Genomic DNA, 23,233 nt, shown 5'->3' with positions numbered 1-23,233 from the left:
GGGGAAACACATGGAAGGAACCATCTTTTCTTTAGTTCCAGCAATACTTATGCTTATCCTTGTCTTAGTCACAAGGCGCGTCATCTTGTCCCTTGGGATAGGGATTATCGTCGGAGCATTCATGCTCACACAAATGGATATTGGAGCAGGCCTGGGCTTGATCTGGTCTATATTTGCCGGTATTTTCGTCAGCGAAGGGGCATTAAACACAGGGAATCTATATCTCTTGTCCTTTTTATTTCTGCTCGGAGTCGCCACAGCCTTTATGACGGCCTCCGGAGGCAGCCGTGCTTTCGGTAAATGGGCCGTTGAAAGGATCCGGACGAGAAAAGGGGCCAAGCTTGTTCCGTCCATTCTAGGTATCATCATTTTTATTGATGACTACTTTAATGCTCTTGCAGTCGGACAGGTCGCACGTCCTGTAACAGATCGCTATAAAGTATCCAGAGCAAAACTGGCCTACTATATTGACTCCACTTCAGCGCCGATTACGGTCATATCACCGATATCCAGCTGGGGAGCTTATATTATCGGGACGATTGGCAGTATTCTTGCGGCCAATGAGATATCGAACTATCAGGCTTTTGAAGCTTTCGTTCTTATGATCCCGGCAAACTTCTATGTATTTGCTGCACTGCTTCTCGTATTTTTGACGATTTATCTTCGTCTGGATATTGGTCCGATGAAAGCGCACGAAAACAGAGCCAAGGATACAGGCGAGCTTCACAACCCGGATAGAGGGGATGTGCCCGGTGACTTGAATAATGAATTCAAGGAGCATGATAACGGGAAGATTTCTCACTTAATCTGGCCGATCGTAACTTTGATCATCGGTACAGTCGGAATGATGGTATATACAGGAATTCAAAGTTCAGAAGGAACCGCGGATATCCTTTCCATCTTTGCTAATACGAACGTAAACATTTCCTTGTTTGCCGGAGGAATCATTAGTGTGGTCACAGCCCTGGTTTTATATGTGGGGCAGCCGTCACCGAAATCCGGTTTGCTGCACGTATTTCTTCAAGGGTTAAAAGCAATGCTGCCGGCGATCTACATTCTGATTGCTGCCTGGATGATCGGCGACATTATCAGCCGCCTGCAGACAGGTGAATATCTTGCCCAGCAGTTCAGCCAGGCGGATATTAACATTTCCTATCTGCCTTTAATAATCTTCCTGTTATCCGGTTTTATGGCCTTGTCTACAGGAACGTCGTGGGGAACCTTTGGAATTATGCTTCCGATTGCAGGTGAGATCGCTGCCGTAACGGACCCATCCTTCCTTCTGCCTGCACTATCCGCCGTGCTTGCGGGTTCTGTATTCGGAGATCACTGCTCACCGATTTCTGATACGACAATTCTTTCGTCCACAGGGGCGGGAGCCAATCACATTGATCACGTATTGACGCAGCTTCCATATGCCATCATTGCGGCGGTGGCTGCTTCAGTCGGCTATGTTGTACTGGGCCTTACAGGGCAGGTTTGGGTGCCGCTGCTGCTGTCCCTTATCATTGTTCTCATCACAGCACTGATCATTCATAAACTGAATCCTGAAAAAGGATAGAAAAAATGATGAGTTGAAAAGAGGAGGAACTTCTATTTATTAGAAGTTCCTCCTCTTTATTCTCCAACACTTTACAAGCTGAAAGGCAGAGGAAGCATCCCTCTGCCTTTTTCATTCCTAAGTCCTAAGACTTCCTAATCTGGTATTTTCTGAAAATTGAAAAATTCTTTTGACAAGCCACTGCGCTGTCGTTATAATTTAAACAGAATTATCAGAAAAATAAAAATTGAGGGACATTATCCGACGTTCCTCTCAGGGAGGTCTTTCACATGGAAAATCGCGCACAATGGGGTACACGTGCCGGATTTATCCTGGCAGCCGTAGGTTCTGCCATTGGTTTGGGGAACATTTGGCGTTTTCCGGCTGTAGCTTATGAAAACGGAGGCGGAGCATTTTTTATTCCTTATTTGTTCGCTCTTCTAACCGCAGGTATTCCACTATTGATCATGGAGTTCACCATCGGTCATAAGTACCGTGGATCTGCACCGTTGTCCTTTTTCCGGATGAGCAGAAAAACAGAGTGGATCGGCTGGTGGGGTGTGCTGGTTGCGTTTGTTATATCCACTTATTATGCGGTCATTATCGGATGGGCAATTTCCTACAGTGTATTTTCTTTCAATCTATCATGGGGTGATGATACCGAAGGCTTTTTATTTAGTGACTATCTGCAATTATCTGTTAATCCCGGCGAGACCGGAAGCCTTGTCCCAGGTGTCCTGATTCCTCTGCTCATTGTATGGGTAATTACACTTGGGGTCCTGTTCAAGGGAGTCAAAAAGGGAATTGAGACAGCGAACAAAATCTTCATTCCTACGCTTGTCGTCCTTTTCATGATTATCGTGATACGTGCCCTTACACTTCCTGGAGCTGCGCAGGGTCTTCAGGCCTTTTTCGAACCGAATTTCTCAGCGATCATGGATAGTTCGGTATGGGTGGCTGCCTATGGGCAGATTTTCTTCAGTCTTTCCATTGCCTTTGCTATTATGATTACTTATTCCAGTTATCTTCCGAAAAAATCGGATATTACTAATAACGCGTTTATTGCTGGTTTCAGTAATTCAGGCTTTGAATTACTTGCTGGTATCGGAGTATTCGCCGCCCTTGGCTTCATGGCCTCCCAGAGTGGAGTTCCTGTAAACGAAGTCGTAAGCGGCGGAGTGGGACTGGCCTTTGTCGTTTTCCCGCAGATCATTAATGAATTTCCTGCTTTGAATGGGTTGTTCGGATTTTTATTCTTCCTCTCCCTTGTACTTGCAGGGCTGTCTTCACTGATTTCCATCTCTGAAACGTATGTCGCAGGGATCAGCGAGAAGTTTGGTATTTCCAGAACGAAAGCTGTAGCCTTTGGAGGCGGAACAGCAGCCGTTATCTCACTGTTGTTTGCTACGCAGGGTGGGTTGTTCTTCCTGGATGCTGCCGACTACTTCATCAACCAGTTTGGTGTCGCCTTCGTCGGGCTTGTCGAAGTCGTAGTCATTGCCTGGTTCCTTCGTAAGCTCAATGATTTTCAGTCGCACGCCAATGAAATATCCGATATCCGTCTCGGAACATGGTGGAAAGTGTCCCTTGGACTTATTACACCACTCGTACTTGGATATATGATGTTCGACCTGTTTAAAACGAACCTGGCGAAAGAGTTCGACACAGACACAGGAAACTACGAAGGATATGCAGATGGGTTCATTCTTTTCGGTGGCTGGTTTGTGGCAGCGTTCGCCCTCATCGTCGGAGTGTTGATGATGTTTAAACGCTGGAACGCCAAAGCTTTCGAAGAGGGAAAAAAGGAGGTAAGCTGACATGACAGCAGGTGCAGTAATTACCATGGTTATCGGAATGGTTGTCATCTGGGGAGGTCTGGCAGCGAGCATTACGAACGCTGTGAAAAAAGCTAAATAATTAAAGGCGCCGCATCAGCGGCGCTTTTTTTTAGTTATAGAAACAGGAAGAACTCCTTCTGTTACGTGGAGGGTGGCCACGTGCCGCTTATCGGTGGATGCTTGCCGCGGGCACGGCCTCAGCTAACTTGGACAGGAAGAACGCCTGCCCAAGTGGATCTTCAGCTCGTGCTGTTCCCGCAGGCGTCACCACCGAACACTTCACGTGACCTCACCGAATAATAAGCTCTAACAATGAGGGTGGTCTGCTATGTAACATAAGTCTTTCTTTAAGATGGTTAGGCAAAAACATGTTTCCATTAAAGTAAAGTTTTACAGCATAGCAGGTATTATATCTCATGAAAGAAAATCCGAATACCTTTCGTACACTTACTTTACCGGTCATCTTCATCTATTGGAATGGGAAGTGCTATATTTTACTAGTCACGGTGGAGACGAGAAGGGGAGCCTTTTTCAGTTCCGAAGGGTGCAGAGACCGTTCCACTCCTGCGGAAAAACGGACGGGTGAGGCCCCGCAGGGCGATTTTCCCGAGGAGACTCGGACGTTCGTCCGCGGAAAGGAATGGTCGGAGCACCAAGAGGTAACTAAACCCCATTTTCTACAAGCAAAAAGGCGCAGCAGCTGCCGCGCCTTTTTTTATTCTGCCATCCGTTCCCATCGTCTTAAAAATGGATAGGGATCGAAGGACCATTCATTCTTCCCATTATCCTGGTACATCCCGTAGTGCAGGTGCGGTGGAAACTTACCGGACGTTCCCGGCGGCCCGTAACCCGAGGCACCAACGGCTCCGATAACATCGCCAGGTTGAACGACATCACCCACTTTAATCTCTTTGGAAAAGTTCTGGAGATGGGCGTAATAGTGATAGATGTTGTAAATATCGCGGATGCCGATACGCCAGCCTCCATACGTATTCCATCCCTTCATTTCGACGACGCCGTACGTCGTGGATTTGACAGGAACTCCGTAGCCGGCAAAGATATCGGTCCCTTCATGAATCCTCCGTCCTCCAAATCCCCGCGCATCTCCCCATGTGCTCCGGTAACTGTAGTTGTACTGTTTAGGAAGAGGGAAATCCCGGTTCGTTAAATGCACCGTTTTGAACTTACGGAAAACTTCAGCGGAATGCATAATCGTCTGAACCGTCAAATCCCGCTTATAGTATTGAAATAATGCAATTTTGATATCATCTTCTGTGGTTCCGAACGATTTTATATACCGGCCGAGCGACCATAGTACGTCCTCATCGTTATGGATGTCTGCTTTTTCATCACCATTGCCGTCTGACCCCCATCCATTGGGAGAGACTGCAGAAGGGAAAGCGTCAGAGGAGCCTGACCAGAACACCGGATCAAATTCGATAGCTGTAACCCGGCCTTCATCAGGATCATCGTGTACCTGACGCTCATACTGGTCGACGGCCGCAAGATATTCCCATGGGATATCGGTAACGGCTGAAGTTTTTTTATAGAGCGCCATCCGCTCTTGGCTTTCCTTTTCATCCGGGGCTGCATGGATTGTGCCTGTGGAAAAGGAGAGCGCGGCAATTAAGATTCCTGTAACGAGTGCTGTACCTTTCATATTCTCACCTACAACAAATTGATACTCTTAGGATGAACAAAGGATCTTCAGGTATGAATGGTAAATTCATGAGGCTAATTTTCCATACCGGTTTCTGCTTCTGTATTCGTATTCGGCCCTACATTCGGCTGATTTGGATTGGTTTCATCCACTTTTCCTTGAGGGGACTGCTTCATTTTTTTAATGATGCTGCTGATGGTACTGTTGTATCCTTCATCATAGACGGTGGAGTTGCTCAGGCTTTGGATATCTCCAAAGGAAGCTGGATTATCGGACACATAGACATGGTAAAAACTCGGGACAAGAGAATAGGCAGTCTTCTGAACCATGTCTGCGGCTGTTTGGCGGTCGGTGTCATCCGCGCGCTTATAGGCAACCAGCACCTCGTTGTCCGTTACAGCTGTTGCTACATCATCAAACTGATCGTATCGTAAAATCATGCGGGAAATCATGTCCGCCATCTGCTCTCTGTTCACTTTAATCTGACGGTTTCTTTCCTCGTCCTGGTCCAGTTGGTTTTTCTCGAAGCGCACATAGCCGACCTGGCCGTCTTTCGGTTCGGTATTGTATCCGTCCATAGCATTTCCGCTGAGTGTATCACCGTCCATTAATTGTTGAGCTTCTTCTTCCTTCGTCTCCTGGCATCCGGCTAGAAGACAGCAGAGGAGAAGAGTGGTAGCAATTTGTTTGAGCTTCATGATAGATCCTCCTTGGCATATGGGTGTATTTTTATGGTGGGCACTTTTATTGGAAACATACCTGTTCATTTTTTCAGGACGTTTCCTTCCTGTTGGAAAAATGTGATACACTAATGGGTAGATAGAGGTGATGGATGTGATTGAAATTTCAGGTAAAACGTTTGATATCCTGGAGAATCACCAGGAGGGCTTTCAACAGGAAGAAGTGGAAGGCCGCTTCAGCGACATATTGAATAAATACGATTTTATCGTAGGGGACTGGGGATATGGTCAGCTCCGTCTGAAGGGATTTTACGATGATCAGAATTCCAAGGCGACCTTCGATACAAAAATCAGCACTTTGGAAGATTACTTATATGAATACTGCAATTTTGGCTGTGCTTATTTTGTTCTTAAGCGGATCCGACAGTAAAACCGGCGTGTTTCCAAAACACACGCCGGTTTTTTTAATGATCTTCCTGAGAGGGTTTTATATCAGCGTTTGATTCGTCGTGCAGGGGGTGGGCTCCATCCTCCTGACGGGGCAGATCCTCATGGAGGGACTTGTATTCGTAATTAAACGCACTGTAATACCTCTGTTTATTTGTCCAGGGGGAACTTTTCTCATTGGAAACAGGCTCATGCTTATTCCGTGGGGATCCATAGGCTCCTTCCGGAAGCTGTTCCGGGACCAGATAGTTCCGCTGGGCTTCTACGTTGGCAAAATCGGAATAGTCTTTCTTTTTCTTGTCGCTCATCATATTTGACCTCCTTATGCTTAGAGTGAGCGTAAGGAACGGATTTATGCTACAGGAGATATGGAAGATAGTTTCTGAGCTCTTCAGCTTCCATCGCACTCAGCTGGAATAAATGCTCCAGGTATCCGTCCCTGTTGATGTTTTCTTCATCCAGAAGCCCCTGCCTGTTTTTAGGCAGGTTGATGACGAGAGATTGGTTTTGGAAATACTCTGCTTTCATAATAGCAAGTTCGAACCGATGACTGCCTGCGGTAAACGAAACGAACCGTGTGCTTGTATCCTGGGTAACATCTTCTAATAGTGGACGTTGGGACATCCTTTACACTCCTTTTGTTCGTGCTCTTCTGCATAGTTATCAGGTAGTATATCCATTACGCTGGAATTTATCGACCTAAAATAGTTGTGGTATGATAACGGTAGCATGGACTTTATCAGTCAGGAGGGTTTTACATGTATTTTGTGGATCGGGAAAAAATTGAAAAGATCTTATCTTATATGGAAACAATACAAGCAGAAGTGAGAAAGCAGGGGTTTTCCACATTCCGGGAGAAGCTTGTACTGGAGCGTTTGACACATCTTACTGTCGAGGCTGTATTAGATGTCGGCAATATGATGATTGATGGTTTTATTATGCGCGATCCGGGCAGTTATGATGATATTATCGATATCTTACTGGATGAAAAAGTTCTTCCTGCTGAACATGAGGAAGCATTTAAACAGTTCATTCAATTAAGGAAGATGATCGTCCACGAATATACGGAGGTGGATCATGAGTCTGTCGAACGTGCATGGACGACGTATCAACAGGCACTGGAAGCTTTCCCTGAGCGGATCCGCATGTACCTCGATCACGAACTGGGTCCTGTATCCGCTTTTTCAAAAACCACTACGAAAGGGGAAGACTGATGAAACATTATCAGGGGTACCTGGTGGATTTGGATGGGACGATGTATAAAGGGGAAGCGGCCGTGGACGGGGCTTCTCACTTTATTGACCATCTCATCGGTCTTCAGGTCCCTTTTTTATTTTTGACTAATAATTCCTCCCGTACGCAGGGTCAGATTGCAGCGAAATTGAACAAGCTTGGTGTGAAAGCCCGGCCTGATCAAGTGTATACAAGCAGTTTAGCAACGGCTGACTTCATCAAGGAGAAGAAGGAGCAGGCACGAGTGTATGTAATTGGGGAGGAAGGTCTTCATAAGGCTCTTACAGACCGGGGGCACACCCTTGTGGAGGAGGATGCAGATTTTGTAGTCATCGGCATCGACCGGGAAATTTCCTATACCAAGCTTGCCCGCGCCTGCCTCGAAGTGAGGAAGGGAGCCGGTTTTGTGAGTACGAACAGCGACACAGCCATTCCGACAGATAAGGGGATGCTTCCTGGAAACGGAGCCCTGACAAGTGTTGTTGCTGTCAGTACGGGGGTGGATCCCACCTTTGTCGGTAAGCCGGAGCCGATCATTATGGAGCGGGCTTTGAAGGAGCTGCAGCTTCAGGCGGACCACGTATTGATGGTGGGCGACAACTATCACACCGATATCCTCGCCGGCATGAAAGCAGGGGTGGACACATTGATGGTGGAAACCGGATTGAGCTCATTTCATGAGATAGAAGCTCATACCCATCAGCCTACCTATAAAAAGCTGAACCTACACGAGTGGTTAAACGGCCATAAAGGGTAAATAAAAATCACCACCTGCTTCATGAAGCAGGTGGTGATTTTTTTATAAAACGTAAGGGCCGAAGAAGATGGTGATCAAAGCGACGTGAACGCTGATGAAGTAGGTGATCTGAACAGGGATCGACCAATCTCTTCGTTTTGCACCGGTTTTCAGAATTCCAAAGGAGATCAGGGCAAAACCAAGGATGAAAATGATTGGACTTCCGGGGAAGCTTAAATAATCAGGTGCCCTGGCGAGGAGCTTTTCTGAGAATAAGGGACTGCGCACAAGAATGGCGGCTGCCAGATAAATGGCGATACCCGTGAGCAGAATCCATGTACGGTCCTGGTCCAGCGCGTCTCTTTTAACAAACATTAGAATCACAAGGAACAAAAGCGGCCATATATACCAGAACGTCATAATGAGGAGTCCGAAAAAGCTGTAGGAAAGCATCCCCATTGTTTTTCCCAGTGCTCCTAAAAGGACACGGGAGTTCCATGTGTCAGCCTTCTCAATGATTTCAGGGTTCTGGGATGATAAGAGGAGTTTGTGACTGTCCCCGCCTTTATCAACCCAGATTACACTGTTATCTTGAATTTGAACCGGGTGGGTGGACAGATCTGGTGTGTTGCTTATCCGTGTGATTTCTCCAACCCCGGAAGCACCGAGCGGGGCTTTATAAATGTTAAACTGGCTGTTTTCACCGAATCTTGTATTGGTGGCCCCCACCGCTTTAAACAGCAGGGAGGTACCCTCTTTCTGAGGATGCAGACTCATATCCGATATTTCTCTGAGAGGCTGCGAAGAAACGGGATCAATAAAGGAAAGGCTGGTGGTCTTTAAAGGTTCTTTAAAGGAAGTGGTTCCGAAATAATAATGGTTTTCCATCTGACCAGAAGCAGATTGTTTCTGAACTGTTGATATAAGCACAGCGGCTTCCTTGTTCTGCACTGTAAACTGGATGTCCTTAATACTTTCAGAACCGGACGGTACAAAAGCGGCTTCTCCAATCTTTTTCACTTGATTGTCCACGTGTTCAAAGAAGTGCAGGTGACGGCCTTCCTCATCTGTGTACTCTTCCATAAGGTAAGTGCCTTCATCCGTCTCTGCCGTTCCCACCTTGGAATCATTGGAGGTGAGTGTCATCAGCTTGCTGCTTTCATAATTGGTTGGATCTATGGCGTAAAGGGCGTTCCCTTTTTGATAAAACGCAGCTGAGGATGTGGGAATAAAGCCGTCAATATCCGTCAGTTTTTCTTCTGTATCTCCGCGGTATAAGCTGTAGTAATCAGAATAGAGGAGTTTGTCATTTTCTATGTAAAAGCTTGTAAACTTATCCACGGGAATCGAGTACTGCTGCTCATCCGTTTCTGTGTAGTTGTCATCATAGGTATGTTGGGTAATCCCACTGTCGGTAAGGTAGGAAATCTGCACGCCATCTTTTGATTTCTGAATACGAGGCTGTTTAACCGCGGCGGTTTCCCCAACCTCCCAATCTCTGCTCCAATCCTGATCGGCAGGTTCCGTAACTTCCTGGTAATTTTCAAAAAATAAAAGCATAATACCTGCTGCAATGATGATCAGCGGCAGGATCCATACAAGTTTTAAACGCAGCGTCTTCACGTTATCCGCCCCCTTTTCTATGTATACGTAGTGGAGAGCGGTGAAGTTTCATTGGATTACAAAAAACACCAGGCAGCTGCCTGGTGTGGGTACGTTCTATTCGTCATCTTCGTCGTCGCCTACAATGCTGTGGGCCAGCCGGCTGGAAGCAGCTGCTGCAATGGCTCCTACAATATCATCGAGGAATGTATGGCATTCGCCGGAAGATTTATCATTCAGTTTCTGGAGAATTCCAGGTTTCTGCTTATCAATATAGCCGTAGTTGGTAAATCCGATCGATCCGTACACATTGACGATGGAAAAAGCAATGATTTCATCGATTCCATACAGGCTTTCGTCCACTTCGATGGTGGATTGAAGCGGCTCTGTAAGCATTTTCTTTTCGGCCAGGCGGTCCATCTCGATTCCTGTGATCACAGCGTTCTGGACTTCCCGTTTGGTGAGGACCTTGTTTACATTGAACCGGCACTCATCCATCGATAGGTCATCATGGTATTTCGACTGCAGATAATAAACAAGATCGGCGATATCGTCGATGGTGACGCCTCTTTCTGTCAGCCACTCCCGTGCGGTTTTTTCAAGACTGGATACTTTCTTCTCATTTGCCATAGCGAACTACCTCCCTGCTCTCTCTTTGGTCGCGATATTATTATACCCGCGTTTATTGTTTCACAAACGACTGGTGTTATGTTCATTATATCAAAAGTCCGGGTTCTCCGTGAAAAAACGTGCCCTTTTTCTTATGTGTTACACTGGAAGAAAAAGGAGTGGAGATGCTGTTATGGGGAAACCGTCAATTTTTATTACCCGCCGTCTGCCGGCAGAAGTTGTTGAACCTTATCAGGACCAGTTGGATATCGAGATGTGGCCGGAAGAGGATGAAGCCGTCGACAGGGAGACGCTTTTAGCTGAGGCAGGTCGCGTGGATGGACTGGTAACGATGCTGACCGACCAGGTGGACGAGGAGCTTCTGGCCGCTGGGAACTCTCTTGGGATTGTTGCCAATATGGCGGTTGGCTACGATAATGTGGATGTGAAAGCTGCAGAGAACATGGGGACGGCCATCACAAACACCCCGGATGTTTTGACGGAAACGACGGCCGACCTTACGTTCAGTCTGCTCATGGCCGCTGCCCGCCGGATTGTGGAGGCAGGAAACTATATTAAGGAAGACGCCTGGAACCACTGGTCTCCTTTACTGCTTGCCGGAACAGATGTGCATCATAAAACGATCGGAATCGTAGGTATGGGGCGGATAGGAGAAGCCGTGGCGCGGAGAGCCAAAGGTTTTCAAATGGACATTCTTTATCACAACCGCTCCAGAAAAGAGGATGTGGAAGATGAAATCGGCGCGAGGTATATCTCATTTGATGAGCTCTTGGAGAAGGCGGATTATGTGGTCAGCCTGGCTCCATTGACGAATGAAACCCGGCATATGTTCAATGCGGAGGCTTTTCGAAAGATGAAGGACACCGCAATCTTTATCAATGCATCCCGGGGGGCTTTGATGGATGAAAAAGCACTCGAAAAAGCGCTCAGAGACGAGCAGATCGCCGGTGCCGGTCTTGATGTGTTTGAGGAAGAACCGATCAGAGCGGGCCATCCGCTCGTTTCCATGCCCGGCGTTGTCTGTCTTCCCCATATCGGATCGGCAACGAAAGAGACCCGGTATAAGATGATGCGTCTCTGTCTGGATAATGTTGTCCGTTACTTCGAGGAGAAGCCGCTGCTCAGTCCGGTTTCCAGGTAAAAGAAGCCCGTACACGACAACGTGTACGGGCTTCTGATTATCTGATTTAGAAAACCTGCTCCACTTCATAAATGCCAGGGATCTCCTGAGAAAGCGCACGCTCAATACCTGCTTTCAAAGTGATGGTTGAACTTGGGCAGTTCCCGCAGGCACCCATAAGACGCAGACGTACAATACCATCCTCTACATCTACCAGCTCAACGTCTCCACCGTCACGAAGTAAAAATGGGCGAAGTTTGTTTAGTACTTCTTGAACCTGTTCATGCATGTTCAATCTTCCCCTTTCTTATAGTATCATTATAAAACGAAGTGACGAAAAAATCTATGGTATCTGCTTATGTTCCTTTGGATTGAGAACTATTATCATTTTATCTTTTTCCGCTTCTTTTGTAAAATGGAAGTACGTATAAAAAAGGGGAGAGGGCCTCATGAATCAACCGGTTATTCGTGTATATGTATACGGGGCGGAAGTGAAGTGTGCAAGCTGTGTGAACGCTCCCGGCTCAAAAGAGACCTATGAGTGGCTGGAGGCCGCTTTAACAAGGAAGTACGGGGAGAAGAGCCTGCAGTTTCACTATTTTGATATCCATACAGAAAACCAGGAAGGCGTGGATATGGAAATCGTCCAGCAGCTGTTGAATGATGACCTGTTTTACCCGCTCGTCCTGGTGGAAGACCGAATCGTGGCGGAAGGAAATCCAAGGTTGAAGACGATATACAAATCTCTGGAAGAACATGGTCTTCAACAGGTAAGTAATTCCTAACGCAGAACCACCAGCGTATGATAAAATCATAAGGCGCAGGGTTCTTCCGAAAAAGAGGTGACGTGGATGAATCCATTGATTGAATTTTGTATCAATAATTTAGCTGAAGGTTCCCAAAAAGCTAAGGATGAACTGGAAAAGGATCCGGATCTTGATGTGATGGATTACGGCTGCTTGAGAAACTGCGGTCTTTGTTCGCAAAGCAATTATGCCCTTGTTGAAGGAGAACGTGTCATTGCCGATTCACCTGAAGAATTAGTCGATAAAATTTATCAACACTTGGACGAAACCCTGTAACAAGTGGAAAGGCATGACTTTTTCAATACAATGAGAGGCACCCGGTAAAGGGTGTCTTTTTACTTGGCTGAGCAGGTGCTGCTGTTTGATAAAAAGCAGGCCGGTTTAGTATACTGAAAAGAAGAAGAGAAAGGAGAGGCTTGGTATGATCCTGAACATTACAGAAGCTGCCGGTCATCAGATCAAAGAGATGATGAAGGAAGAAGAAGGAGATGTCCGTCTCCGCTTTGGCGTGAAAGGCGGCGGCTGCAGTGGATTGTCATATGCGATGGGCTTCGAGGATGAGATTAATGAAGAACTTGATCTTCTTGAAGATTCCAGCGGTATTCCAGTTGTCATCAACCGTCAGGATGCGGCGATTGTAGAAGGTACGACCATTGATTTTAAACAAAATATGATGGGCGGAGGCTTCACGATCGATAATCCGAATGCCATCGTTTCCTGTGGCTGCGGGTCTTCCTTTAAAACGGCGACGAACGCTGGAACACCAGACCCCAACTGCTGATAGATTCCAACCTTCCGGCTCACGGAAGGTTTTTTTTATGGGAACCACCACTCTCCTATCACAACCGGATAGGGGAAGGAAGCTGAACTTTATTAAGCTCCGGCTGCATGAAAAAAAAGCCTGCAGAAAAACACAGGTTTCTCTGCAGGCTTTGTTCTTTAGGAGAACATACTCGTCGAGTGTTTCGGCTGTACACGCGCTCCTGGATCGATATAGGCTTTCGCATTGTTGACCGCTGTCGGACCTTCGCCAAAACCGGATGCAATCAGTTTGACTTTACCCGGATAGGTGCAGATATCGCCGGCGGCGTAAATGCCTTTGATGTTCGTTTCCATTTTGGAGTTGACGACAATGCTGTTTTTGTCGATTTCAAGCTCCCAGTCCTTGATTGGACCAAGGGAGGAAATGAACCCGTAGTTGACGATGACATCATCAACGTCAATCGTCTCTGTACGATCGCCTTTAACTTCCTGAAGCTCGACTTTTTCAATGCGCTTCTCTCCGATAAACTGCTCAGGAGTGAAGGGTGTCATGACGTTGACGTTGGATTCGTTCAACTGGGACACACTGTGTTCGTGAGCTCTGAATTTATCTCTTCTATGGACAAGAGTGACCTGTTTGGCAATCGGCTCCAGCATTAATGCCCAGTCGACAGCAGAATCACCGCCGCCGGCAATCATCACGTTCTTATCACGGAAGTTGTCCATGTTACTGACGTGATAATGCAGGTTGGTATCTTCAAACCGTTCGGAGTCGTCCACTTTGAGTTTCCGTGGCTGGAATGCTCCGTTACCAGCTGTGACAATCACGGTTTTCGTGTAGTGGACATCTTTGTTCGTGGTCAGTTTTAAAGACTCATCTTCCATCCGCTCTACATGGATGACTTCCTCTTCGAGCGCAATGGTCGGGTTGAAAGCCATCGCCTGCTCCTCCAGGTTGTCAATCAGCTCCTGTGCACGGACTTTAGGAAAGCCGGCCACGTCAAAAATGTATTTTTCCGGATAAAGGGCAGTCAGCTGCCCTCCAAGGTGCGGGAGGCTTTCGATGATTTTGACACTCGCTTCACGCATTCCACCGTAAAAAGCTGTGAACAGACCGACGGGGCCGCCGCCGATGACTGTAATATCGTATATTTTATCGCTCATAATAAACCTCCTGAAAAAAATTTCACTAAAATTTATTCTATCATAAAAAAAATTACAATGGGAACACTGAACATATGTAAACCTTTCCAAAGACGGCAATTGTTCAATAATTTTGATAACTTGATTTTGGGTTGAAAATCAAGGGGAAAAGGTCTAAGATGATGATAGACCATATAGTTATGATTTGTGACATTTTTCACCTGATTTCAACAGGTTTTTTTAATGTCTTTTTGTGTGAAACAGGTCACAATGATATAGGTGACGGATGGAAAAAAATACGAGATGGAAGTGATTATTCATGAAGAATCCGAACATTGTCATTATCGGTGCCGGTTACGGGGGCATCATGACAGCTGTCAAACTTCAGAAGAGTCTTGGGGCGAACGATGCCAACATAACACTTGTGAACAAGCACAGCTACCACTATCAAACAACTTGGCTGCATGAGAACGCAGCAGGTACGCTTCACCATGACCGCACACGTATCGCAATCAAAGATGTTGTGGATACAAGCAAAGTCAACTTCATTCAGGATACAGTGACTGATATTAAAGCCGCCGATAAAAAGGTAATCCTTGAAGACGGCGAACTTTCTTATGACTACCTTGTCATTGGTCTTGGATTCGAAGCGGCTACGTTCGGTATCCCTGGACTTAAAGAGCATGCGTACACAATCAACAGCATTAACAGCTCTCGTCTGATCCGCCAGCATATTGAATACAACTTTGCGAAGTACAACAACGAGCCTGAAAAACAGCAGAAGCGTTTGAACATTGTTGTCGGCGGTGCCGGGTTTACAGGGATTGAATTTGTTGGTGAACTTGCGAACCGTATCCCTGAACTATGCAAGGAATACGATGTTCCACGTGACAAAGTGCGTATTATCAACGTAGAAGCTGCCCCGACAGCTCTTCCAGGATTCGACCCTGAACTTGTCGAATATGCGATGAACTCTTTGGAAGCGCGCGGTGTCGAGTTCAAAATCGGTGCGATGATCAAAGAAGTAACCGAAAACAGATTGGTTTTCGAAAAAGACGAACAGCGTGAAGAAATCGATACGAACACCGTCGTATGGGCGGCCGGTGTACGCGGGAACTCACTGGTTGAAGAAGCCGGTTTCGAAGCGAACCGCGGACGTATCCCGGTTCGTGATGATCTTCGTCCAGAAGGATACGATGATGTATTCATCGTAGGGGACTGTGCTCTCATTATGAATGAGAAAACAGAGCGCCCTTATCCTCCGACAGCGCAGATTGCCATCCAGGAAGCGGAGCATACAGCGAAAAACCTTACCCGTCTCGTGAAAGGTGACGATCACCTTGAGCCATTCAAGCCTAATATTCAAGGTACGGTTGCTTCCCTTGGGCACAATGATGCCATCGGTGTTGTCTTTGATGATAAGAAACTCTTCGGCTGGTCAGCGACTGCCATGAAGAAAGTTATCGACAACCGTTATCTTCTAAAATTAGGCGGTCTTCCGCTCGTTCTAAAGAAAGGGAAGTTGAACTTCTTTAACTTCTAAAAGATATAGGAAACGCGAAAGCAGTTCATGCTTTCGCGTTTTTCGTACGTCCGGATATGCTTGCGCTTTCATAGGAAGCGGTTTAGAATGAATAATGGATTTGTACGTCCCTTTTAAGGGGAGTAGGGGGAAGCGACGTTGAATATTGTCCAATTTGCTGTATCCATTCTTTTGTTTTTTGTACTGTTTTTCGGGATATCCTTTCTATTAAATATGATTCTGCGCTCATCCTGGATCATGTCCATCGTGTATCCTGTCATCGTGTTGTTTATCGTGGATAACTTTCCGTGGACGGAATATTTCTCACAGCCGGGCACAGCCTTCCCGACTGTGTTTAAACAGCTCGGCCGTCTAGGTGTCGTGGACGTTGTGATCCTGACCAGCGGTTTTGTCGGCACCATTGCAGCTGGCATTGTTATTAAGAAATTAAGGAAGAGCGGGTATCAAATGTTCTGAGAAGAGAAGAAGGGGCATCGATCTAAGGATCGATGCCCCTTCTTCTGGTTCAATTATTTGAATAAAATGATCGGTCTTGGACATGCTTACATCTAGAGGTGATGACATGTTTGCAGGACGTACGAAAAGGCTGTTTCTTCCTTTCTTATTCGCAGGGGCTGTGGTGAGTACGGCTTCCTATGTAACAAATCTATCTCTATCTGATCTGGGAGAATGGGTGATCGGTGAAATAAAAGACAGGAACAACACGACGGCTGATCCAGACCCACAAGTGAAAAGCGCAGTTGTTGAGGCGGTCCAGACGCTGGAACAGTCGATTGATTTGTCCCAGTATCAAAGCCGTCAGGTTACCGCTACGGGCTATACAGCCGGGTTTGAATCAACGGGAAAAACGCCTGAGCACCCGGCCTACGGCATTACGTTCTCCGGAGTGAATGTAACGAGGGACCTGTATTCCACAATCGCTGCTGATTTGAACGTGTTTCCTTTAGGGACCATCCTTTTTATTCCCGGATATGGGTATGGAGTGGTGGCTGATATTGGAGGGGCTATTGAAGGGGAGGAGCTGGATCTTTATTTCTCCAGCGTAAAGGATGTGTATGACCAATGGGGAAAGAAAACGTTGGACGTGTATGTGATCAAAGAAGGAGAAGGTCAGCTGACGGAAGAAGAACTGGACACTCTGAATGAAAATGAAGCCCAGCAGGTATTCCGGTCTGCAATCAAACCATAAAAAAACACTTCCGTTAAGAATGGCGGAAGTGTTTTTGTCCTTTAATAGATCAGAGAATGAAGCAGGAATGTAAGCAGGATGCCGGTCAGGCCCCCGAAAAACACTTCAATGGGCTGGTGTCCGAGCAGCTCTTTCAATTCCTCTTTTTTTTGATACCCTTCTTTCTGCTGCCAGCTTTTCGCTTCACTGACGAAGCGGTTAAAATCATTCAATAAGATGTTTAACATGATGGCCTGCTCCCCTGTCTGCCGTCGGACACCTGTACTGTCGAACATGACGATGATAGAGAAAACGCAGGCGACAGCGAAAATGGATGAACCGAAGCCCTGCTCAATCCCTACGCCCGTAGCCAGGGCTGTTACAGCGGCAGAGTGGCTGCTCGGCATGCCTCCTGTACTGAAGGCAAGGGTGGCATTAAACTGTCTGGAAGCAATGAATTGTATGGGGACTTTTACCGCCTGGGCAAAAACGATTGCAGCGATGGAGGCCCAGAGGGGGAAGTTTTGCAGTAAATCTAACAGCATTGTAACATCCTTTCTCATCCGGCAGGGTATCGAGATGGTTGATCTTTATGTAAGTCGTTTGTTGCTTATAAACAAAGACATTATATCATACATTCCGATAAAACGTCCCTTCATAAGGAAGGAGGGATGCGTATCTTGTATACTGGAGAAGGAGGTGGCGTTATGTTGACAATAACACAGAAGTGGAAACCCGAAGATCCCCTTGTCGTCGGGGTGTCTGCGGATGAGAATCAAAGCATTCTGATAGAGAAGATAAAAGATGCAGCAGGATTACATACAGCGGATTATTTAAAGAGTGGTCTCATTCAGCCCCCGCCGGGCCGAGTGGAAAATGTGATTGTTCCGTATGAGAATCAAATGGTCCGGGTCTTATGTATCGGTCTTGGGTCCAGGCAGATGATGACAAAAACTGATAGGAGAAACCTGTGGGGACAGGCTTTTCAGCAGATTGAGGCTCAAGGTGTGGAGCGGTGTTCCCTTTTGCTGGAGACTCTAATTCCTGATGGTAAGCAATATAAAGAGTGGACGGCGTTGTTAGCGGAAGCGATCGGTTTATCAACCTATAAGCAGGAAAATTATAAAAAAGGATCGGATGCAGTCAAACGGCTGAAGAGCCTGTCCATTTTTTCTGCTCAGTTCGATCAAGCTACGATGGAAACAGCCGTTGCGGAAGGGATGGCTTATGCAGAAGGGGCCAATACAGCAAGGAAACTGGTTCACCTTCCCTCCAACATTCTTACTGCATCCGAACTCGCCGCACAATCCCTGAAAATGGCGGAGCGGTTTGGGTTGGATGCCCAAATCCTTGAGAAAGAAGATATGGAAAATCTGGGCATGGGAGCGCTCCTCGCTGTAAATCAGGGTTCTGTAGAGCCGCCGGAGCTGATTGTTCTGAAGTATCAAGGACTGGAGGAGTGGGAGGATGTCACTGCTCTTGTAGGAAAAGGCATAACGTATGATACGGGGGGCTATTCCATTAAACCGAAAACAGGCATGCCTGGTATGAAAGGGGATATGGGAGGCGCTGCTGCCGTTCTCGGAGCTATGGAAACCATAGGGCGCATCAAGCCTGAGAAGAATGTCATGGCTGTGATTCCGTCTACGGATAATATGATATCCGGTGGAGCATTTAAACCTGATGATGTGATTACTTCCATGAGTGGTCAAACCATTGAAGTACTGAATACAGATGCCGAGGGGCGTCTGGCACTGGGCGATGCAGTAACGTATGCCCGCTCAGAAGGGGCTGACAGGGTTATTGATGTGGCTACACTTACCGGAGGAGTAGTCACGGCCCTGGGATCGTGGATGACAGGGGCGATGACAAATGACGAGTCCTTTTATAAACAAATCGAAAAGGCAGGTCAGGAGACTGGAGAAGGGATCTGGCTTCTTCCGTATAACGATGATTATAAAGCTCAGGTAAGGAAAAGCAGCATTGCTGACTTGAATAATTCTCCAACACGCAAAGCTCATGCGATCATGGGAGGAGCGTTTGTCGGGGCTTTTGCGGAGGGGGTTCCGTGGGTGCATCTCGATATTGCCGGAACATCTGCAGCAGAATCCGGGCACGCCCTTGGCCCTGAAGGATCTACAGGAGTCATGGCGAGGACACTTGCCTATTATGTGAACCATTAAAAAACATAAGTTCCTGTCCAAGATAGCTGACGCCGTGCCGCGGCAGGCATCCACCGATATGCGCAGCGGGATTGTATAAACGAAATGCGGGGCAGCCATTCTATATCGAATATTTACGTCTGGGCTTCAGCCCAGGCTTTTTTTGTGTGGATGGATATTGTATAGGAAGCGGTTTTTCAAGGAGGGCTTCCTATCTCTATTGCTGTTTCAATAAGAAACAAGACCCGGCAGCTGATGCAGATCGTCCGAACGCCTCTGCTGCTATCCAAAGTGGATAAGCATATAGGTACGATGCTGCTGCTTTATACAGCCTCCCAAGTATACTACGGGAAGGTGGACATGGTGCAGGGGCGGGAAATCTATATGACCATCGGTGACCGTGTCCTGATCATCGACGGCAGAACCCTTGTTCATGTTTGCCCCGCGTGAAGGGTTTCTCGTCAATATCTCAACTGTGGATATAAAAAAGCACATACGCTTGTAAGCGTATGTGCTTTTGATTGTTAATCCTGGATGGCTGCTTCAAGAGCCACTTCAATCATTTCGTTAAAGGTGGTCTGACGTTCTTCGGCCGTCGTTTCTTCTCCGGTAAGGATATGATCACTGACAGTAAGAACGGACAGCGCCTGGCGGTTGTATTTCGCTGCAAGCGTATAAAGAGCGGTTGTTTCCATCTCTACAGCCAGCACGTTGTACTCAGCAAGCAGGTTGAATAGATCCATTGCATTGTCACGGTAGAAACTGTCACTTGTAAAGACGTTTCCGACTTTCAAGTCCAACCCTTTTGCTGTTCCTGCATCGTAGGCGTTCTTCAACAAATTGAAGTCCGCTGTCGGTGCATAGTCGATGCCGCCGAATACCATGCGGTTCATCTGGGAATCCGTTGTCGATGTGGAAGCAAGAATCACGTCACGTACGTTTACATCGTTCTGCAGTGCTCCGCATGAGCCGACGCGGATCAACTTCTGCACGCCGTAGCTGTCCATCAGTTCATTGACGTAGATGGAGATGGACGGTACCCCCATCCCTGTTCCCTGAACAGAAATGCGCTCTCCTTTATATGTACCTGTGTATCCGTACATGCCACGTACTTCGTTATAGCAGACGGCATCCTCCAGGAAGTTTTCAGCAATATATTTGGCGCGGAGCGGGTCTCCTGGCAGCAGGATCTTATCCGCGATATCTCCTTGTTGTGCTCCAATATGTGTTGTCATGGGTTTTTCCTCCTTCATTTCTTTCAACATTTTAAAATTACCACACCACGAAAGCGAATACAAATGTCGTTGGTTTCAACCGAAATATTGTTTTTCCAGATCATTCAGCTGGTCTGCCGCATGGCTGTTGAAATCGGTGTCCCGGCGGTTTAATTTTTCTTTCAGTTTTTCAACAGACAGCTTGAGAGATTCCTGGTATTCGGGGATTTCTGTCCCTTCATAAGGATGAACGGCTTCTTTTTGGACGTTGGCTTTTTCAAGATAACTCAGCGCTTTCCGTTGATGAAAAAAAACATTCTCTGTTTTACCTGGGTTGTGAAGGTCGCCCTGCATCGGATGTTTATCAACGGCGAGCACCTGAACGAGGTAAAACTTCCCGCGGTCCTCTTTCACTTCTCCCATATATATCCCTGTTTTATAGTGTGCTTTTACTTTAGAACCGACCTGGATCTCAGACATCTTATTCCCTCCTAAATTCATCTCTTGTTTCATTGTAACAAAAAATATGTAGATCTTATGAAAACGGATGCGGAATTCCAGATGTTTGATATACTTGGGGAAGAAGGGTGGGGTTCACCATGATGGAATTTCTGTACTTCCCAGAAGATAAGTCTGAGTATATTCCTGCTGTCCTGATGCTTCTGCTGTTCATTGTGGCTGCAGCGGTGACCATGATCTGGATTATTAAAGCCTCTCAAAAAGAAGAGCATACATTTGATCAGAATTACTCCATAAATGAACAGGAAGATCGCGAACCGAAAAAGCCGCATTAGGTGCCTGCCTAATGCGGCTTTATTATATTTTCAGCAGCATGGGGGACACTAGAAAAAGCAGATTTCATCAAATGGAGGTTTTGAACCCATGAAGCGTGCCTTTATGTGTGCCGGTACGATCGCTGTTGTTTTGACGGCGTGTTCCGGAGAGGAAAGATCGCCGTTGGAAACATCTATCTATAACAAGGATAATGACAAAATCGGAACAGCCGTATTGACCGAACAGCCTGAAGGCGTTCAGGTGAAATTGAAAGTAGAAGGGCTTGAACCGGGGATGCACGGGATAGCTGTTCATGAATTTCCAAAATGTGATGCGCCTGAGTTCAAGAGTGCCGGGAACCATTTCAATCCTATGTCCAAAGAGCATGGTCTCATGAATCCCAAAGGGGCGCATGTGGGGGATATGCCGAACGTGGAGGCTGACCAGAGCGGTATGATTGATGTTGAGGTCATGCTTTCGGAGGCGAAGCTGAAAGAAGACCAGAAGTCGCTTCTGAGGGATGAAGGGACTTCCTTGATCATCCAGAGCGGACCAGATGATGGAATGACCCAGCCGGCAGGAGATGCAGGGGAACGTGTAGCCTGTGGAGTAATTACCATGGACGCAGACAAGGATGAAACGAGTGATCCCACGGAACCGGATAAACAGCAGGAATAACATGCCCTTTGCCAACTAGACGGAAGGCCATTCTGGCGTTTACGGATACCTCTATGCAGACAGAAGGAATGATAAAATAAAAAATAAGGCTGCCGTTTTTTCCCGGCAGCCTTATTTTTTATTCTATATTAAGATTGTTCAAAGGTCTGGACAGCTTTAATGATGCGTGTGACACCTTCCTCAAGTGTAGACATCGGAGCAGCCAGGTTGAGGCGCATAAAGCCGCGGCCTTCTTCTCCGAAGGACGCACCGTCGTTTAAGCCGACACGGGCCTCTTTCTGCATGAACTTCTTCAATTCCGTCTGGGAAAGTCCCATTTGTGAACAGTCCAGCCATAACAGATACGTCCCTTCGATCGGAAGCGCACGCACAGATCCTGTTTCATTCTCCAGCCGCTGAATCACATAGTCGCGATGCTCCTTCAGCACTTCTGTCAATGCGTCAACCCAGTCGGATCCATGTGTATACGCGGCTTCCATCGCCGTAATACCGAGGGTGTTCAGCATCATCATGCCTTGATTTTTAAAGTGTTTATCCAGCTTTTTCTTATCTTCCTTGTTTGCAGTAATGACATAAGATGCCTGCAGACCGGCAAGATTAAATGTTTTTGTAGGGGAAAGGCATGTGACCGTCTGCTGGTTCGTTTCTTCAGAAAGAGAAGCCATAGGTATATGCTTGTTCGGTGGGAGAATCAAGTCGGCATGAATTTCATCCGCTGCGATTTTCACACCGTGCTTCCGGCAAATCCGGCTCATTTCCTCCAGTTCCTGCTTCGTCCATACCCTCCCGACAGGATTGTGAGGGTTGCATAGGATGAACATGGTTACCTGATTATCTTTGATTTTGTTCTCGAAATCTTCAAAGTCTATTTCATACCTGTCCTCTTTATGAAGGAGTGGGTTTTTAACGATATGTCGGCCATGGTCTTTGACAACACTGTAGAACGGAGGATAAACCGGCGTCTGAATGAGAACGTTGTCGCCGATTTCCGTCAACGATTGAATAATCATGTGCAGAGATGGAATGACACCCGGGCTGAAAGTAATCCAGTCCGCTTCTGTTTCCCATCCGTGACGATTGCGAAGCCATCCCGTAATGGATTCCTTCACATCCTGGTCGGGAATGGTATATCCGAAAATACCGTGTTCGACTCTAGATGTCAGTGCGTCTGTAACCGCTTGCGGCGTCTTGAAATCCATATCGGCCACCCACATCGGTAAAACATCTTTATTCTGATAAAAGTCTTCAATGAGATCCCATTTGACCGAGCGGGTCCCGGTTCTTGGGGTATATTGTTGAAATTCTTCCAAAGTTCTCGCCTCCATCAGCCATTTTTCCTTATCATAACCGAAACCGGGTCCTTCATGAAACTAACTTGTTCGGGAAGGGATTTTGGCCAAAAAAAAAAGCAAAGCGAACGCTCGCTTTGCTTACACAGGGGGAATACGAGAAAGTCTTACGTTATTTAATATAACCCTGTTTCATAGTTTATAAACC

29 protein-coding genes are annotated in these 23,233 nt (G+C 46.7%); 17 read left to right on the top strand and 12 right to left on the bottom strand.

Annotation, left to right across the window (positions count from 1 at the left end):
• Window positions 1-10: 10 nt before the first annotated feature.
• The 3 genes from QMA39_RS08440 (at window position 11) to QMA39_RS08430 (ending at window position 3,457) form a co-directional block, all read left to right on the top strand.
• Window positions 11-1,561 carry a Na+/H+ antiporter NhaC family protein gene (locus QMA39_RS08440; RefSeq protein WP_027956425.1) on the top strand — a complete coding sequence of 517 codons (1,551 nt, stop codon included), beginning with the start codon at window positions 11-13 and terminating at the stop codon, window positions 1,559-1,561.
• Window positions 1,562-1,830: 269 nt separating this feature from the next.
• A complete protein-coding gene (locus QMA39_RS08435) occupies window positions 1,831-3,357 on the top strand; it encodes a sodium-dependent transporter (RefSeq protein ID WP_281658413.1) in 1,527 nt (508 codons plus the stop codon).
• A 1-nt stretch (window position 3,358) separates the two neighbouring features.
• Window positions 3,359-3,457, top strand: a complete 99-nt coding sequence (locus tag QMA39_RS08430; protein WP_156896525.1) for a MetS family NSS transporter small subunit — start codon at window positions 3,359-3,361, stop codon at window positions 3,455-3,457.
• A gap of 636 nt (window positions 3,458-4,093) precedes the next feature.
• Here the strand turns inward: QMA39_RS08430 and QMA39_RS08425 are convergent.
• The gene (locus QMA39_RS08425) at window positions 4,094-5,038 is read right to left on the bottom strand and encodes a M23 family metallopeptidase (protein WP_206933580.1); all 945 of its coding nucleotides are present in this window, start codon (window positions 5,036-5,038) and stop codon (window positions 4,094-4,096) included.
• Window positions 5,039-5,112: 74 nt separating this feature from the next.
• Window positions 5,113-5,736, bottom strand: a complete 624-nt coding sequence (locus QMA39_RS08420; RefSeq protein ID WP_340689471.1) for a YhcN/YlaJ family sporulation lipoprotein — start codon at window positions 5,734-5,736, stop codon at window positions 5,113-5,115.
• A 136-nt stretch (window positions 5,737-5,872) separates the two neighbouring features.
• On the opposite strand from QMA39_RS08420, the gene QMA39_RS08415 reads away from it, so the two are divergent.
• Complete coding sequence (locus tag QMA39_RS08415) at window positions 5,873-6,148, top strand: YutD family protein (protein WP_027956430.1); 276 nt, start codon at window positions 5,873-5,875, stop codon at window positions 6,146-6,148.
• A 34-nt stretch (window positions 6,149-6,182) separates the two neighbouring features.
• Here QMA39_RS08415 and QMA39_RS08410 read toward each other — a convergent pair whose 3' ends face one another.
• On the bottom strand, window positions 6,183-6,473 hold the full coding sequence (locus QMA39_RS08410; RefSeq protein WP_027956431.1) for a hypothetical protein: 291 nt from the start codon (window positions 6,471-6,473) through the stop codon (window positions 6,183-6,185).
• Window positions 6,474-6,522: 49 nt separating this feature from the next.
• Window positions 6,523-6,789 (bottom strand): DUF3055 domain-containing protein, encoded by a 267-nt coding sequence (locus QMA39_RS08405; RefSeq protein WP_027956432.1) that lies wholly within the window; start codon window positions 6,787-6,789, stop codon window positions 6,523-6,525.
• Window positions 6,790-6,923: 134 nt separating this feature from the next.
• Between QMA39_RS08405 and QMA39_RS08400 the strand changes: the two genes are divergently transcribed.
• Entirely contained in the window at window positions 6,924-7,379 is a 456-nt protein-coding gene (locus QMA39_RS08400) for a DUF86 domain-containing protein (RefSeq protein WP_206933583.1), read from the top strand.
• Window positions 7,379-8,155: a TIGR01457 family HAD-type hydrolase gene (locus QMA39_RS08395; RefSeq protein WP_281658412.1), complete on the top strand. Its 777-nt coding sequence runs from the start codon at window positions 7,379-7,381 to the stop codon at window positions 8,153-8,155. The genes QMA39_RS08400 and QMA39_RS08395 overlap by 1 nt, the downstream gene beginning before the upstream one ends.
• 42 nt (window positions 8,156-8,197) lie before the next feature.
• On the opposite strand, the gene QMA39_RS08390 is transcribed toward QMA39_RS08395, so the two are convergent.
• Window positions 8,198-9,757, bottom strand: a complete 1,560-nt coding sequence (locus tag QMA39_RS08390; RefSeq protein WP_281658411.1) for a hypothetical protein — start codon at window positions 9,755-9,757, stop codon at window positions 8,198-8,200.
• Between the two features lie 96 nt (window positions 9,758-9,853).
• Window positions 9,854-10,366, bottom strand: coding sequence for a phosphatidylglycerophosphatase A (locus QMA39_RS08385; RefSeq protein ID WP_027956436.1), 513 nt, complete (start codon window positions 10,364-10,366; stop codon window positions 9,854-9,856).
• A gap of 172 nt (window positions 10,367-10,538) precedes the next feature.
• Between QMA39_RS08385 and QMA39_RS08380 the strand changes: the two genes are divergently transcribed.
• Complete coding sequence (locus QMA39_RS08380; RefSeq protein ID WP_281658410.1) at window positions 10,539-11,507, top strand: D-glycerate dehydrogenase; 969 nt, start codon at window positions 10,539-10,541, stop codon at window positions 11,505-11,507.
• Between the two features lie 46 nt (window positions 11,508-11,553).
• Here the strand turns inward: QMA39_RS08380 and QMA39_RS08375 are convergent, their stop codons facing one another.
• Complete coding sequence (locus QMA39_RS08375; protein ID WP_027956438.1) at window positions 11,554-11,775, bottom strand: NifU family protein; 222 nt, start codon at window positions 11,773-11,775, stop codon at window positions 11,554-11,556.
• Between the two features lie 160 nt (window positions 11,776-11,935).
• On the opposite strand from QMA39_RS08375, the gene QMA39_RS08370 reads away from it, so the two are divergent.
• From QMA39_RS08370 to QMA39_RS08360, 3 genes are all read left to right on the top strand, one after another.
• Window positions 11,936-12,271 carry a YuzD family protein gene (locus QMA39_RS08370; protein WP_027956439.1) on the top strand — a complete coding sequence of 112 codons (336 nt, stop codon included), beginning with the start codon at window positions 11,936-11,938 and terminating at the stop codon, window positions 12,269-12,271.
• A 66-nt stretch (window positions 12,272-12,337) separates the two neighbouring features.
• Window positions 12,338-12,568 carry a YuzB family protein gene (locus QMA39_RS08365; RefSeq protein ID WP_027956440.1) on the top strand — a complete coding sequence of 77 codons (231 nt, stop codon included), beginning with the start codon at window positions 12,338-12,340 and terminating at the stop codon, window positions 12,566-12,568.
• Window positions 12,569-12,713: 145 nt separating this feature from the next.
• Entirely contained in the window at window positions 12,714-13,073 is a 360-nt protein-coding gene (locus QMA39_RS08360; protein ID WP_027956441.1) for an iron-sulfur cluster assembly accessory protein, read from the top strand.
• Between the two features lie 158 nt (window positions 13,074-13,231).
• On the opposite strand, the gene QMA39_RS08355 is transcribed toward QMA39_RS08360, so the two are convergent.
• On the bottom strand, window positions 13,232-14,218 hold the full coding sequence (locus QMA39_RS08355) for an NAD(P)/FAD-dependent oxidoreductase (protein WP_281658409.1): 987 nt from the start codon (window positions 14,216-14,218) through the stop codon (window positions 13,232-13,234).
• A 298-nt stretch (window positions 14,219-14,516) separates the two neighbouring features.
• Between QMA39_RS08355 and QMA39_RS08350 the strand changes: the two genes are divergently transcribed.
• The 3 genes from QMA39_RS08350 to QMA39_RS08340 all read left to right on the top strand — a co-directional run bounded on the left by QMA39_RS08350 (window position 14,517) and on the right by QMA39_RS08340 (window position 16,929).
• The gene (locus QMA39_RS08350) at window positions 14,517-15,740 is read left to right on the top strand and encodes an NAD(P)/FAD-dependent oxidoreductase (RefSeq protein ID WP_027956443.1); all 1,224 of its coding nucleotides are present in this window, start codon (window positions 14,517-14,519) and stop codon (window positions 15,738-15,740) included.
• 138 nt (window positions 15,741-15,878) lie between these two features.
• Window positions 15,879-16,196 (top strand): YuiB family protein, encoded by a 318-nt coding sequence (locus QMA39_RS08345; protein WP_206933592.1) that lies wholly within the window; start codon window positions 15,879-15,881, stop codon window positions 16,194-16,196.
• Between the two features lie 106 nt (window positions 16,197-16,302).
• Window positions 16,303-16,929, top strand: a complete 627-nt coding sequence (locus QMA39_RS08340) for a 3D domain-containing protein (RefSeq protein ID WP_281658408.1) — start codon at window positions 16,303-16,305, stop codon at window positions 16,927-16,929.
• A gap of 41 nt (window positions 16,930-16,970) precedes the next feature.
• On the opposite strand, the gene QMA39_RS08335 is transcribed toward QMA39_RS08340, so the two are convergent.
• Window positions 16,971-17,453, bottom strand: coding sequence for a divergent PAP2 family protein (locus QMA39_RS08335; RefSeq protein WP_027956446.1), 483 nt, complete (start codon window positions 17,451-17,453; stop codon window positions 16,971-16,973).
• Window positions 17,454-17,615: 162 nt separating this feature from the next.
• On the opposite strand from QMA39_RS08335, the gene QMA39_RS08330 reads away from it, so the two are divergent.
• Both QMA39_RS08330 and QMA39_RS08325 read left to right on the top strand, forming a co-directional pair.
• Window positions 17,616-19,091, top strand: coding sequence for a leucyl aminopeptidase (locus tag QMA39_RS08330; protein WP_281658407.1), 1,476 nt, complete (start codon window positions 17,616-17,618; stop codon window positions 19,089-19,091).
• Between the two features lie 234 nt (window positions 19,092-19,325).
• Window positions 19,326-19,520: a hypothetical protein gene (locus tag QMA39_RS08325; protein WP_206933599.1), complete on the top strand. Its 195-nt coding sequence runs from the start codon at window positions 19,326-19,328 to the stop codon at window positions 19,518-19,520.
• Window positions 19,521-19,594: 74 nt separating this feature from the next.
• Here QMA39_RS08325 and deoD read toward each other — a convergent pair whose 3' ends face one another.
• Both deoD and QMA39_RS08315 read right to left on the bottom strand, forming a co-directional pair.
• Entirely contained in the window at window positions 19,595-20,305 is a 711-nt protein-coding gene (gene deoD, locus QMA39_RS08320; RefSeq protein ID WP_027956449.1) for a purine-nucleoside phosphorylase, read from the bottom strand.
• Window positions 20,306-20,380: 75 nt separating this feature from the next.
• Window positions 20,381-20,764 carry a kinase-associated lipoprotein B gene (locus QMA39_RS08315; RefSeq protein ID WP_281658406.1) on the bottom strand — a complete coding sequence of 128 codons (384 nt, stop codon included), beginning with the start codon at window positions 20,762-20,764 and terminating at the stop codon, window positions 20,381-20,383.
• Window positions 20,765-20,883: 119 nt separating this feature from the next.
• Here QMA39_RS08315 and QMA39_RS08310 point away from each other — a divergent pair, with 119 nt between their 5' ends.
• Window positions 20,884-21,078 carry a hypothetical protein gene (locus QMA39_RS08310; protein ID WP_027956451.1) on the top strand — a complete coding sequence of 65 codons (195 nt, stop codon included), beginning with the start codon at window positions 20,884-20,886 and terminating at the stop codon, window positions 21,076-21,078.
• Between the two features lie 88 nt (window positions 21,079-21,166).
• Window positions 21,167-21,736 carry a superoxide dismutase family protein gene (locus QMA39_RS08305; protein ID WP_281658405.1) on the top strand — a complete coding sequence of 190 codons (570 nt, stop codon included), beginning with the start codon at window positions 21,167-21,169 and terminating at the stop codon, window positions 21,734-21,736.
• A 128-nt stretch (window positions 21,737-21,864) separates the two neighbouring features.
• Here QMA39_RS08305 and QMA39_RS08300 read toward each other — a convergent pair whose 3' ends face one another.
• A complete protein-coding gene (locus QMA39_RS08300) occupies window positions 21,865-23,046 on the bottom strand; it encodes a PatB family C-S lyase (RefSeq protein ID WP_281658404.1) in 1,182 nt (393 codons plus the stop codon).
• Between the last annotated feature and the right edge of the window lie 187 nt (window positions 23,047-23,233).

The sequence above is a fragment of the Halobacillus sp. Cin3 genome (assembly GCF_947311855.1).
Taxonomy (GTDB): Bacteria; Bacillota; Bacilli; order Bacillales; family Halobacillaceae; genus Halobacillus; species Halobacillus kuroshimensis.
Note: the sequence above shows the minus strand (reverse complement) of the source record. Positions and strands in the feature narration are given on the sequence as shown.

Excerpts from the sequence above, each read along its gene's own strand:
- QMA39_RS08440 (WP_027956425.1), top strand. The coding sequence starts at position 11 with ATGGAAGGAACCATCTTTTCTTTAGTTCCAGCAATACTTATGCTTATC.
- QMA39_RS08435 (WP_281658413.1), top strand. The coding sequence starts at position 1,831 with ATGGAAAATCGCGCACAATGGGGTACACGTGCCGGATTTATCCTGGCA.
- QMA39_RS08430 (WP_156896525.1), top strand. The coding sequence starts at position 3,359 with ATGACAGCAGGTGCAGTAATTACCATGGTTATCGGAATGGTTGTCATC.
- QMA39_RS08425 (WP_206933580.1), bottom strand. The coding sequence starts at position 5,038 with ATGAAAGGTACAGCACTCGTTACAGGAATCTTAATTGCCGCGCTCTCC.
- QMA39_RS08420 (WP_340689471.1), bottom strand. The coding sequence starts at position 5,736 with ATGAAGCTCAAACAAATTGCTACCACTCTTCTCCTCTGCTGTCTTCTA.
- QMA39_RS08410 (WP_027956431.1), bottom strand. The coding sequence starts at position 6,473 with ATGAGCGACAAGAAAAAGAAAGACTATTCCGATTTTGCCAACGTAGAA.
- QMA39_RS08405 (WP_027956432.1), bottom strand. The coding sequence starts at position 6,789 with ATGTCCCAACGTCCACTATTAGAAGATGTTACCCAGGATACAAGCACA.
- QMA39_RS08400 (WP_206933583.1), top strand. The coding sequence starts at position 6,924 with ATGTATTTTGTGGATCGGGAAAAAATTGAAAAGATCTTATCTTATATG.
- QMA39_RS08395 (WP_281658412.1), top strand. The coding sequence starts at position 7,379 with ATGAAACATTATCAGGGGTACCTGGTGGATTTGGATGGGACGATGTAT.
- QMA39_RS08385 (WP_027956436.1), bottom strand. The coding sequence starts at position 10,366 with ATGGCAAATGAGAAGAAAGTATCCAGTCTTGAAAAAACCGCACGGGAG.
- QMA39_RS08380 (WP_281658410.1), top strand. The coding sequence starts at position 10,539 with ATGGGGAAACCGTCAATTTTTATTACCCGCCGTCTGCCGGCAGAAGTT.
- QMA39_RS08375 (WP_027956438.1), bottom strand. The coding sequence starts at position 11,775 with ATGCATGAACAGGTTCAAGAAGTACTAAACAAACTTCGCCCATTTTTA.
- QMA39_RS08370 (WP_027956439.1), top strand. The coding sequence starts at position 11,936 with ATGAATCAACCGGTTATTCGTGTATATGTATACGGGGCGGAAGTGAAG.
- QMA39_RS08365 (WP_027956440.1), top strand. The coding sequence starts at position 12,338 with ATGAATCCATTGATTGAATTTTGTATCAATAATTTAGCTGAAGGTTCC.
- QMA39_RS08360 (WP_027956441.1), top strand. The coding sequence starts at position 12,714 with ATGATCCTGAACATTACAGAAGCTGCCGGTCATCAGATCAAAGAGATG.
- QMA39_RS08355 (WP_281658409.1), bottom strand. The coding sequence starts at position 14,218 with ATGAGCGATAAAATATACGATATTACAGTCATCGGCGGCGGCCCCGTC.
- QMA39_RS08350 (WP_027956443.1), top strand. The coding sequence starts at position 14,517 with ATGAAGAATCCGAACATTGTCATTATCGGTGCCGGTTACGGGGGCATC.
- QMA39_RS08340 (WP_281658408.1), top strand. The coding sequence starts at position 16,303 with ATGTTTGCAGGACGTACGAAAAGGCTGTTTCTTCCTTTCTTATTCGCA.
- QMA39_RS08335 (WP_027956446.1), bottom strand. The coding sequence starts at position 17,453 with ATGCTGTTAGATTTACTGCAAAACTTCCCCCTCTGGGCCTCCATCGCT.
- QMA39_RS08330 (WP_281658407.1), top strand. The coding sequence starts at position 17,616 with ATGTTGACAATAACACAGAAGTGGAAACCCGAAGATCCCCTTGTCGTC.
- QMA39_RS08325 (WP_206933599.1), top strand. The coding sequence starts at position 19,326 with ATGCAGATCGTCCGAACGCCTCTGCTGCTATCCAAAGTGGATAAGCAT.
- deoD (WP_027956449.1), bottom strand. The coding sequence starts at position 20,305 with ATGACAACACATATTGGAGCACAACAAGGAGATATCGCGGATAAGATC.
- QMA39_RS08315 (WP_281658406.1), bottom strand. The coding sequence starts at position 20,764 with ATGTCTGAGATCCAGGTCGGTTCTAAAGTAAAAGCACACTATAAAACA.
- QMA39_RS08310 (WP_027956451.1), top strand. The coding sequence starts at position 20,884 with ATGATGGAATTTCTGTACTTCCCAGAAGATAAGTCTGAGTATATTCCT.
- QMA39_RS08305 (WP_281658405.1), top strand. The coding sequence starts at position 21,167 with ATGAAGCGTGCCTTTATGTGTGCCGGTACGATCGCTGTTGTTTTGACG.